Annotated in this window: 11 protein-coding genes and 1 pseudogene; 5 read left to right on the top strand and 7 right to left on the bottom strand. The window is 70.6% G+C overall.

Annotated elements, in window-relative coordinates:
- Positions 1-89, top strand: a pseudogene (locus GTY56_RS12875) (RNA polymerase sigma factor SigF); the annotation flags it as partial.
- Positions 90-92: 3 nt separating this feature from the next.
- Here the strand turns inward: GTY56_RS12875 and GTY56_RS12870 are convergent.
- On the bottom strand, positions 93-533 hold the full coding sequence (locus tag GTY56_RS12870; protein ID WP_161365338.1) for a hypothetical protein: 441 nt from the start codon (positions 531-533) through the stop codon (positions 93-95).
- 116 nt (positions 534-649) lie between these two features.
- On the opposite strand from GTY56_RS12870, the gene GTY56_RS12865 reads away from it, so the two are divergent.
- Both GTY56_RS12865 and GTY56_RS12860 read left to right on the top strand, forming a co-directional pair.
- Positions 650-1,618, top strand: a complete 969-nt coding sequence (locus GTY56_RS12865; RefSeq protein ID WP_107455509.1) for a diacylglycerol/lipid kinase family protein — start codon at positions 650-652, stop codon at positions 1,616-1,618.
- Between the two features lie 315 nt (positions 1,619-1,933).
- Positions 1,934-2,191, top strand: coding sequence for a WhiB family transcriptional regulator (locus GTY56_RS12860; protein WP_003992873.1), 258 nt, complete (start codon positions 1,934-1,936; stop codon positions 2,189-2,191).
- Between the two features lie 211 nt (positions 2,192-2,402).
- On the opposite strand, the gene GTY56_RS12855 is transcribed toward GTY56_RS12860, so the two are convergent.
- Positions 2,403-3,869: a sensor histidine kinase gene (locus GTY56_RS12855; protein ID WP_161365344.1), complete on the bottom strand. Its 1,467-nt coding sequence runs from the start codon at positions 3,867-3,869 to the stop codon at positions 2,403-2,405.
- A gap of 352 nt (positions 3,870-4,221) precedes the next feature.
- Positions 4,222-4,911, bottom strand: coding sequence for a TetR/AcrR family transcriptional regulator (locus GTY56_RS12850; protein WP_202510087.1), 690 nt, complete (start codon positions 4,909-4,911; stop codon positions 4,222-4,224).
- A 96-nt stretch (positions 4,912-5,007) separates the two neighbouring features.
- On the opposite strand from GTY56_RS12850, the gene GTY56_RS12845 reads away from it, so the two are divergent.
- Entirely contained in the window at positions 5,008-5,760 is a 753-nt protein-coding gene (locus GTY56_RS12845) for an SDR family oxidoreductase (protein ID WP_161365336.1), read from the top strand.
- A gap of 148 nt (positions 5,761-5,908) precedes the next feature.
- Here the strand turns inward: GTY56_RS12845 and GTY56_RS12840 are convergent, their stop codons facing one another.
- Positions 5,909-6,982 carry an SIS domain-containing protein gene (locus GTY56_RS12840; protein WP_161365335.1) on the bottom strand — a complete coding sequence of 358 codons (1,074 nt, stop codon included), beginning with the start codon at positions 6,980-6,982 and terminating at the stop codon, positions 5,909-5,911.
- Positions 6,983-7,387: 405 nt separating this feature from the next.
- On the opposite strand from GTY56_RS12840, the gene nagB reads away from it, so the two are divergent.
- Complete coding sequence (gene nagB / locus GTY56_RS12835) at positions 7,388-8,173, top strand: glucosamine-6-phosphate deaminase (RefSeq protein WP_161365333.1); 786 nt, start codon at positions 7,388-7,390, stop codon at positions 8,171-8,173.
- 68 nt (positions 8,174-8,241) lie between these two features.
- Here the strand turns inward: nagB and GTY56_RS12830 are convergent, their stop codons facing one another.
- The 3 genes from GTY56_RS12830 to GTY56_RS12820 form a co-directional block, all read right to left on the bottom strand.
- Complete coding sequence (locus tag GTY56_RS12830; RefSeq protein WP_161365331.1) at positions 8,242-8,778, bottom strand: hypothetical protein; 537 nt, start codon at positions 8,776-8,778, stop codon at positions 8,242-8,244.
- Positions 8,775-9,023: a helix-turn-helix transcriptional regulator gene (locus GTY56_RS12825; RefSeq protein WP_161365329.1), complete on the bottom strand. Its 249-nt coding sequence runs from the start codon at positions 9,021-9,023 to the stop codon at positions 8,775-8,777. The genes GTY56_RS12830 and GTY56_RS12825 overlap by 4 nt, the downstream gene beginning before the upstream one ends.
- Before the next feature lie 66 nt (positions 9,024-9,089).
- Complete coding sequence (locus GTY56_RS12820) at positions 9,090-10,628, bottom strand: glycoside hydrolase family 3 protein (RefSeq protein WP_161365327.1); 1,539 nt, start codon at positions 10,626-10,628, stop codon at positions 9,090-9,092.
- Positions 10,629-10,636: the final 8 nt, after the last annotated feature.

Raw genomic sequence — 10,636 nt, 5'->3', positions numbered from 1 at the left:
AGGAGGTCGGCATCTCGCAGATGCACGTCTCCCGGCTGCTGGCGCGCACGCTGGCGCAGCTGCGGGAGAAGCTCCTCGTCGAGGAGTGACGGCTACTTCTCCACGTTGCCGGGCCCGCGGATTCCGAGGGCCCGGGTCGTCTCGGGGTTCACCAGCAGGACGAGCGATGCGACGGCCACGACGGCGAGGGCGATCCCGGCCGGAATGGCCATGCTGTCGGCCTGCAACAGGTTGTAGGCCACCGGCAGCGCCATGAGCTGGGTGATGACGGCCGGGCCGCGGCTCCAGCTGCGGCGGCCGAGCAGCCCGCGCGCGGCGAGCAGGGGCAGCAGCGCGAGCACGACCAGCGTGATGCCTCCGGTCACGGCCTGCTGTCGGTCGTCCGGGTGGCCCGTCAGGCCGAGGACGAGGATCCAGACGCCTCCGACGACCAGCGCGAGCCCCTCCAGTGCGGCCAGCAGCGCGGCGTACGTCAGACGCCGGGGGCGGGGGCCGGCGGTTTCCTCGGTGGTGGGGGTCTGCTCACTGCTCACCCCTGAAGAGTAGCCCCCGTCGTACACGCCCCCCGGGGTGCGGTTCACCTCGGTTCTCTTACCTGATCCCTACCTCGGTATGGGCCCGGTACCACCCAGTAGGTACGCTGCCAGTCATGCGTGCACTCCTTGTGGTCAACCCGGCGGCAACCACTACCAGTGCGCGCACACGCGACGTACTGATCCATGCGCTCGCCAGCGAGATGAAGCTGGAGGCGGTCACCACCGAGTACCGCGGGCACGCGCGCGACCTGGGCCGGCAGGCGGCGGACAGCGACGACATCGACCTGGTCGTGGCCCTCGGCGGCGACGGCACGGTCAACGAAGTGGTCAACGGTCTGCTGCACGCCGGCCCCGCCCCGGAGCAGCTGCCCGGCCTCGCCGTGGTCCCGGGTGGCTCCACCAACGTCTTCGCCCGCGCCCTGGGCCTGCCCAACGACGCCGTGGAGGCCACCGGCGCCCTGCTGGACGCCCTGCGCGACGGCAGTGAACGGACCGTCGGTCTCGGACTGACCTCGGGCACGCCGGGCACGGAGGACGAGGCGGTGCCGTCCCGCTGGTTCACCTTCAACGCGGGGCTCGGCTTCGACGCCGGTGTGGTGGGTCGTGTGGAGCAGCACCGCGAGCGCGGCCGGAAATCCACACACGCTCTTTACGTGCGCCAGGTCGTGCGCCAGCTCCTGGGCGAACCCAACCGCCGCAACGGGACGATCACACTGGAGCGGGCCGGCGAGGACCCGGTCACCGATCTGGTGCTGTCCATAGTCTCGAACACCTCGCCCTGGACGTTTCTGGGGAATCGCCCGATCTACGCGGCACCTAAAGCCTCGTTCGATACCGGCCTCGATCTCTTCGGTCTCAGCCGTCTGTCGACCGCGGCTGTTGCCCGGTATGGCACCCAGTTGCTCACTTCGTCCCCCGAGCGTGGACCCCATGGCAAGCACGCCACCTCTCTGCACGACTTGACAGAGTTCACCTTGCATTCGAAGGTCCCCCTCCCCCTCCAGATGGACGGTGACCACCTCGGGCTGCGGACTAGCGTGACGTTCACAGGCGTACGCCGTGCACTGCGTGTGATTGTGTGAGCAGAACTGGCTAAAGTCCTTTCACTCGAACGTTTAGGCCAGGATCCACCCCATGGAAGTACGGCTGTGACCTAGTCGACACCGAAGAATCAAAAAAAACTTTCCAGAAGGGGTTGTATCCGCCGCTGAGGTTTGCGAGTCTCTACGTGGCGATCGGGACGGCCCGCAAGACCGGCCTCCACTGATCACCAGAACCCCTCTCCAACACACAGGACCTTCGTCAGGGAACCTGACGGTCGGCCCTTCACTTGTTGAGGGATTCGTGAAAGCGTTCACATTCACAAGCACCCGTAATATCAAGGAGAGGTAGCAGCCATGGACTGGCGTCACAACGCCGTTTGCCGCGAGGAAGACCCCGAGCTCTTCTTCCCCATCGGCAACACCGGTCCTGCGCTGCTGCAGATCGAGGAAGCCAAGGCCGTCTGCCGTCGCTGCCCGGTGATCGAGCAGTGTCTGCAGTGGGCGCTCGAGTCCGGCCAGGACTCCGGCGTCTGGGGTGGTCTCAGCGAGGACGAGCGCCGCGCCATGAAGCGCCGCGCCGCCCGCAACCGGGCCCGTCAGGCCTCCGCCTGACAACCCACCCCTGCTGACAGCCTGAGCTTGGCGGCGCGTGTGCCTCACGGCATTACTCCGTAGACAGCGCGTACGCATCTCCCGCCCCCGAGCCGCAGCGCGCAGTTCCCCCGATGCGCTTAGTTAAGCAGCAACGAGCTTTAGCCCCGGGCCACTTGGTGGCCCGGGGCTCATTGCTTTTCCGGCTCCCGTTCCGAGGCTGCGGGTTCCGCTACTTCTGCGAGCGCACCGGGATGTCGAGGATCACGCGGGTGCCACGCTCCGGAGCCGGGACCATGTCGAAGGTGCCGCCCAGCTCCCCCTCCACCAGGGTCCGCACGATCTGCAGACCGAGATTGCCGGCGGTGTGCGGATCGAACCCTTCCGGCAGGCCGACCCCGTCGTCCTGGACCGTGACCAGCAGTCGGGCCTCCTTGCTCGTGCCGCCGCGGACCGCCGAGACCTCGACCGTGCCGGTGTCGCCCTCACGGAAACCGTGCTCCAGTGCGTTCTGCAGCACCTCGGTCAGCACCATCGACAGCGGCGTCGCGACCTCGGCGTCCAGAATGCCGAAGCGTCCGGTGCGCCGGCCGGCGACCTTGCCCGGGGAGATCTCCGCGACCATGGCCAGGACACGGTCGGCGATGTCGTCGAACTCCACCCGCTCGTCCAGGTTCTGGGAGAGCGTCTCGTGCACGATCGCAATCGATCCGACGCGCCGCACCGCCTCTTCGAGGGCCTCGCGCCCGCGGTCGGACTCGATGCGCCGGGCCTGGAGACGGAGCAGCGCCGCCACCGTCTGGAGGTTGTTCTTGACGCGGTGGTGGATCTCCCGGATCGTCGCATCCTTGGTGATCAACTCACGCTCTCGCCGACGCAGTTCGGTGACGTCACGGAGCAGGACCAGGGAACCGATGCGGGTGCCCTTCGGTTTGAGCGGGATCGCACGGAACTGGATGACCCCGTCACTGGCCTCGATCTCGAACTCGCGCGGCGCCCAGCCGCTGGCGACCTTGGCGAGCGCCTCGTCCACCGGGCCCCGGGTCGGAGCGAGTTCGGCGGTGGTCTTGCCCAGGTGCTGGCCGACGAGGTCGGAGGCGAGGCCGAGCCGGTGGTAGGCGGACAGGGCGTTCGGGGAGGCGTACTGGACGATGGCGTCGGCGTCGAGCCGGATCAGGCCATCGCCCACCCGGGGCGAGGCGTCCATGTCGAGCTGCTGGTTCGCGAACGGGAAGGCCCCGGCCGCGATCATCTGCGCCAGGTCGGAGGCGCTCTGCAGATAGGTGAGTTCCAGGCGGCTCGGGGTACGCACGGTGAGGAGGTTGGTGTTGCGCGCGATGACGCCCAGGACGCGCCCCTCCCGCCGTACGGGAATCGACTCGACCCGGACGGGGACCTCCTCGCGCCACTCCGGGTCGCCCTCGCGCACGATGCGGCCTTCGTCGAGGGCGGCGTCCAGCATCGGCCGGCGGCCGCGTGGGACGAGGTGGCCCACCATGTCGTCCTGGTACGAGGTCGGGCCGGTGTTGGGGCGCATCTGGGCGACCGAGACGTACCGGGTGCCGTCGCTGGTGGGGACCCACAGGACCAGGTCGGCGAAGGAGAGGTCGGAGAGCAGCTGCCACTCCGAGACCAGCAGGTGCAGCCACTCGAGATCGGAGTCGTCGAGGGCGGTGTGCTGGCGTACGAGTTCGTTCATGGAGGGCACGTGTGCGAGCGTACCCGGGGGTTCGTACGGCCCTGAAACACCCGCGGGCCGCGGCGCCTGAGAGGGACCCTCAACCCTCCCGGCACCGCAGCCCGGAGCAGCATCGGCCGTGGGGTGTGCGGTCCCGGTCGGCCGAGGATGAGGAGCCGGGGCAGTCAGGGCAGAGAGCCTCGGTTCCTCGGTCCGCCTTCCTGTGCGGGGAAGACGGAGGCTGGTGCGCGTTGCACACGCGCTCTCGTTACGCATTGTGGACTAGACCACTTGGACGTGTCCATGCGTTGGAGGCTGTTCGTTGTTGTCATTTCGGCGACGGCGTCGGAGGGACTGTCGCCCAGCAGGCAGCCTAACCCGTGTGGGTTCCTGTGCGGGGCCAGATGGACAGGGCAATTTCCACGACCGCCTCCAGTTCCTCCCGGCTCGCCCCGTCGCGCGCCTGTTGTGACATGCCCTGGATCATCGCTCCGGTGTGCCGGGCCAGGGCGGCGGCGTCGATGGCCGGAGGCAGTACACCGGCGGCGACATCTGCCCTGATGCGGCTCTCGAACGCGGTGACGTTGGCGTTGCGGCGCTCTCGCAGCGACTCCTCCACCTCGGGGGTCGAGCAGTTCGTGGCGGCGTGGACGACGAGGCAGCCGTGCGGGTGGCCGGGTTCCGTGTACGCGGTGGCGGCCTCGCGCAGGGCGCGCTCCACGGCGGCCCGCGCGGTGGGCTCCTCGGCCAGGGCGCGTTCGGTGAAGGATCCGTACCTCGTGCCGTACATGCGGACGACCTCTTCGAAGAGGGACCGCTTGTCACCGAAGGCCGCGTACAGACTGGGGGCTCCGATGTCCATGACGCGGGTGAGGTCGGAGACGGACGTGGCCTCGTAGCCGTGCTCCCAGAAGGCGAGGAGGGCCTTCTCCAGCGCGGTCTCGCGATCGAAGGAGCGGGGGCGGCCGCGGGACTTGGTCCTGGCCCTGCCGCCTCCGGCGGCTTCCGCACTCGCGGCGTCGGGCCCCTTACGGGCCTTCGCGGTTCCGTCGTCGTTCACCATGGTGTGCATTTTATAGCGGGCACTAGAGAAATGGCGGAGGACTGTTGTACGGTCATTTCTGTAGCGACCGCTAGAAAAATGAGGAGGGGCGTCGCCATGGGCGTGCTCACGGGCAGGACGGCACTCGTCACGGGCGCGAGCAGGGGCATCGGGCGGGGAATCGCAGAACGGCTGGGGCGCGACGGCGCCCGGGTCGCGGTGCACTACGGCAGGAACGAGACCGCGGCGAAGGAGACGGTCGCCGCGATCGAAAGGGCCGGGGGCTCGGCGTTCACCCTGGGCGTGGAGCTGGGGGTGCCGGGGGACGCCCGGGCGCTGTGGGAGGAGTTCGACCGGCACGCGGACGGGCTGGACATCCTGGTGAACAACGCGGCGATCGGCAACACGCGTCCGATCCGGGAGCTGGAGGAGCGGGAGTACGACAAGGCCTTCGCCGTGAACGTGAAGGCCCCGTTCTTCATCCTCAAGCACGGTATGACCCGCCTGCGGGACGGCGGCCGGGTCGTCAACATCTCTTCGGGGCTGGCCCGGACGGCGGTGATGCCGGACAACATGGCGTACGCGATGACGAAGGGCGCGCTGGACGTCTTCTCGCGCGACCTGTCCAAGGTGCTGGGGAGCCGGGGCATCACGGTGAACTCGGTGGCCCCGGGGATCATCGACACCGACAACACGGCCGCCCTGCTGCACAGCGGCCCCGACAGCTGGGCAAAGGCCGCGGCGATATCGGCGCTGGGCGGCGTGGGTGAACCCGCCGAGGTAGCCGACGTGGTGGCATTCCTCGTCTCGGACGGGGGGCGGTGGGTGACGGGCAGCTGGGTGGATGTGACGGGGGGTTCGCTCACGTAGCCGCTTGCAGGGCAGCCGTGGCTGTGAGGCCGGTGCTGCCGCGGGGCAGCCTGATGCCGCAGCGACCGTGATGCCCGGGCCCCAGGGCCCCGGTGCCGGGGCGCCCCGCCCGCGGTGGCGCCCACGGTGACGCCCGAGGCTCCCGCGGCTAGCGAGTCTCCGTCACCTTCGCCAGCGCCCGTGGCGCGTCCGGGTCCTGGCCCCGGGCGATGGTGACCTCGTAGGCCAACATCTGGAGCGGGATGATCTCCAGCAGAGGCTGGACCTCCTCGGCCACGCCGTCCGTGGGCAGGACGAAGCCGGCCGATGCCTGTTCGACCTGATGCCCGGGGCCGATGACGACGAGGTCGGCGCCGCGTCCGCGCAACCGGTCCAGAACGGGCTGGAGCGCTTCGCCGCCCTTGCCGTCGGTGACCACGGCGATGACCGGAGAGACGTTGTCGACCATGGCGAGCGGCCCGTGCAGCAGGTCGGCGCCGGAGTAGGAGAGGGCGGGGATGTAGCTGGTCTCCATCAGCTTGAGGGCGGCCTCCTTCGCCGTGGGGTAGCCGTAACCGCGGGACGTGATCACCATGCGCTCGGCGAAGCGGTAACGGGCTGCGAGGGTGCGCACCTCTTCCTGCCGGGCGAGCAACTGCTCGGCGAGACCCGGCAGCACCTGCGCAGGCGCGCCGTCGCCGCCGCGCAGGCCCTCGACGAAGAGGTAGAGAGCGAGAAGGGAGGCGGTGTAGGTCTTGGTCGCGGGAAGCGCCTCCTCCGGCCCGGCCATGATGTCGATGTGGTACTCGGAGACGCCGGCGAGCGGTGAGTCCGGGTTGTTGGTGACGGCCAGCGTGATCGCGCCGGCCTCGCGGGCGGCCCGGGTGGAGGCGACCAGGTCCGGGGAGCCGCCGGACTGGCTGACGGTGACGACGAGGACGTCGGTGAGGTCGGGCCGCGCGCCGTAGGCCGTGGTGGTGGACATCGAGGTGAGTCCGCAGGGCAGGCCGAGCCGGATCTCCAGGAGGTACTTGGCATACAGCGCGGCGTTGTCGGAGGTGCCGCGGGCGGTCAGCAGCACGAAGCGGGGCGCGCGGGCGGCGATCCGCCGGGCGACGTCCTGGATGGCGGGGGCACCCTCCGACAGGATCCGGCGCAGGACGGCGGGCTGTTCTGCCATCTCACGGGCCATGGCCCGGCCCGTGCGGCCGCTGAGGGGGTCCGGTGTGGAGGCGACGGTCATGACGGGGTCCTTCCAGGGCGGGCCGGGCTGCTGCAGACCCCATTCCACTCCCCCGGGCCGGGCAGCGCCCACCAGGGGGTCTCGAACCCGGATCCCGCGCCCTCAGCGCAGCGGCAGGGACATCGCGCCGTGGTCCCCTGCCCCCTCTCCCCTGCCCCCTGCCCCCTGCCCCCTGCCCCCACGATGCGCGAAGCCGTAGGGCCGACCCTGGCCCACCTCCCCCTGACATCCACACAGCGGCCAAGTACACCCCTTGGCGGCCCGGCCGGACACCCGCCCTTCCCGTGCGGAAGCGGTGGTCCTCACCCTGGGAGGGACGGAACCGCTCTGTTAGATTGGTCTAAACCACACGACCCTTCCGGGTCCGGTCCCAGTTGAGCACTCCTCTCAGATCGGCAGGCCAGCGTGGAAGTCGTCATCGTTCCGGACGCCCAGGCCGGCGGCGAACTCATCGCCGAGGCCATGGCCAAGCTGCTCGGCCGCAAGCCCGACGCCCTGCTCGGCGTGGCCACCGGCTCGACGCCGCTGCCCGTGTACGAGGCGCTGGCGGCGAAGGTCCGCTCCGGTGCCGTGGACGTCGGGCGGGCGCGGATCGCGCAGCTCGACGAGTACGTGGGGCTGCCTGCCGATCATCCGGAGTCGTACCGCTCGGTGCTGCGGCGCGAGGTGCTGGAGCCGCTCGGGATCGGGATGGAGCAGTTCACGGGCCCGGACGGCACGGCGGAGGACGTGCAGGGCGCGTGCGAGGCGTACGACAAGGCGCTGACGGATGCCGGGGGTGTGGACCTCCAGCTGCTCGGAATCGGGACGGACGGGCACATAGGGTTCAACGAGCCGTGCTCGTCGCTGGCTTCACGGACGCGGATCAAGACGCTGACCGAGCAGACCCGGATCGACAACGCGCGCTTCTTCGACGGTGACATCGACCAGGTGCCGCATCACGTGATCACGCAGGGCATCGGCACCATCCTGGAGGCCCGGCATCTGGTGCTGCTCGCCACCGGCGAGGGCAAGGCGGACGCGGTCGCGGCGACGGTGGAAGGGCCGATCGCCGCGGTGTGCCCCGCATCCGCGCTCCAGCTCCACCCGCATGCGACCGTCGTCGTGGACGAGGCCGCCGCGTCGAAGCTCAAGCTGGCGGACTACTTCCGGCACACCTACGCCAACAAGCCGGAGTGGCAGGGGATCTGAAGCCCCCGACGGGCCCGGGCAGCGCAGTCGCTCCCTGCTGGCCCGCCCGGGCGCCAGGCACTGGCAGCTCAGGCCCCAAGCTCCCGTACGTCGTCGTCGGCCGGCTCGTCATGGGCGCGCCAGCCCGCCACCCACAGGGGCATCACCCAGTGGACGACGAGGACGGCGATGAGCAGGGGTGCCGCATAGGCCTTCGGGGCGTCTCCGGCGACCCCGCCCGTGATCAGCAGGGCGGCCGCCGCTGCCGCGAGGAGCAGCGTCGTCACGCGGTGGGCCCGGGCCAGGACGCGGCTGCGTTCTGCCGACTGGCGTTCGTCCAGGACGTGTTCGCGCAGTTCCAGCAGGCCCCGGGTGGCGCTGTTGATCACGCCGGTCGCGACCATCCAGGGCAACAGCAGCACCGCCATCACGGCCACGGCCCACAGCGGCTCGCCCTCGGCGAGGAACATGTGGGCCATCAGACCGCCGATGGCCAGGGTGAGGGTGACATGGGCGGCGACGGCCAGGCGGCGGCGTGCCGCCGTGGCGTACCAGGCCGCTGCGCGGCGGTCGTTCATCAACCGCAGCATGCTCCGGTCATAGCGGGTCAGGCGTGTCGTCGTCATGGCTGTTTCCTCCCGTAGACCTCGTCCGTGAGCGGCCGGAACGGTTCGAGGGAGAACAGGGCCTCGACCGGCAGACCGAAGAACTTCGCGATCCTCAGCGCCAGGTCGAGGCTCGGGTTGTACTGCCCTCGCTCGATGTAGCCGATGGTCTGGTAGTGGGCCCCCACTGCCTCGGCCAGGCTCTGGCGCGACACCTTGTGTTCGGCGCGCACCACGGCCAACCTGTTGTGCACCTGCTCGCTCATGTATAAGAAGTACTACATGTGTTCGCAGACTTACAACCAAGTTCATCGAAGAGGGGTTCAGCCGGTTCAGCGGCCGATGGCTCCGGTGATCACCTCAGCCGCCGCCCGGCCGCAGACGCGGGCCGCGCCGTGGGTGGCGATGTGGAGGGCACCGCGTGGGGCCGCCTGCGGGACGCCCATCTCGACGACGACGGTGTCGGGGCGGGCGGCCAGCAGGGCGTCGAGGGCGGAGGCCATCCAGGGGTGGCGGTGTTCGTCCCGGACGACGGCCACGATGCGGCGCGGTCCGGCGGCCTGGAGGGCCGCGCGGCCGGCGCTCTCCCCGGCCTCGCTCTCCGGGCCGTCCCCGGCGGAGAAGCTGCCGGTCACGGTGCCGGGCAGCAGGTGGATGAGCTCGGCGGCGACGCCCCACGGTGTCTCGTCGCCGACGGCGATGTTGGCGACGGGGGTGAGGGCGGCGACGTAGGGCGCTTCGGTGAGGGGCTTGAAGGTCGCGGGGTCTCCGAGGCCGGGCGCGGCGGTCACGGTGAGGGCGCGGCGGGCGGCGTGCAGGCCGATCTCGGTGCCGTGGGTGTCCTCGGCCGGGCGGCCCTTCGTGCCGGTCCAGCGGGCCAGGGCCCGTACCCGGCCGGCGGCCGCGGCGAGGCGTTCCTCCGGGAGTTCGCCCGCGTGCACGGCTCCGACCAGGGCGTCCCGCAGGCGCAGCACGGTCGCGTCGTCGGCGAGGCCGCCGCCCACGCAGATCGCGTCGGCGCCCGCGGCGATGGCGAGGACGCTGCCGCGTTCGATGCCGTAGGTGCCGGCGATGGCGCGCATCTCCATGCCGTCGGTGACGATGAGTCCGTCGTAACCGAGCTCCTCGCGCAGCAGGCCGGTGAGGATGCGGCGGGAGAGGGTGGCCGGGCGCTCGGGGTCGAGGGCCGGGACGAGGATGTGGGCGCTCATGACGGCCCGGGTGCCGGCGGCGATGGCGGCGCGGAAGGGGGCCAGTTCGCGCTCGGCCAGCACCTCGGCGGAGACGTCGATGCGGGGCAGGGCGTGGTGGGAGTCGACGGCCGTGTCGCCGTGGCCCGGGAAGTGCTTGGTGCAGGCAGCGACCCCGGCGGACTGGAGGCCGGTCACATAGGCGGCGGTGTGCCGGGCGGCCAGGCCGGTGTCGGCGCCGAAGGAGCGGACACCGATGACCGGGTTGCGCGGGTCGGAGTTGACGTCGGCGGAGGGGGCCCAGTTGAGGTTGACGCCGCAGGCGGCGAGGCGTCGGCCCAGTTCATGGGCGACCTGCCGGGTCAGCTCGACGTCGTCGACCGCGCCGAGGGCGTGGTTGCCCGGGAAGGAGGAGCCGTTGCGCACCTCCAGGCGGGTCACGTCACCGCCCTCCTCGTCGATGGCGACGAGGACGTCGCCGCGCTCGGCCCGCAGCTGGGCGGTCAGGGCGGCCAACTGGCCGGGGGAGGCGATGTTGCGGCCGAACAGTCCGACGGAGGCGAGGCCCTCACCGAGGCGGCGCAGCAGCCAGTCGGGGGCGGTGGTGCCGGTGAAGCCGGGCTGGAGGACGGTGAGAGCGTCGCGGGTGAGCGTGTCGGTGCCGCTGGCGAGTGTCGTCATCGGGTGAG

The organism is Streptomyces sp. SID5643, assembly GCF_009872555.1.
GTDB lineage: Bacteria > Actinomycetota > Actinomycetes > Streptomycetales > Streptomycetaceae > Streptomyces > Streptomyces iakyrus.
Note: the sequence above shows the minus strand (reverse complement) of the source record. Positions and strands in the feature narration are given on the sequence as shown.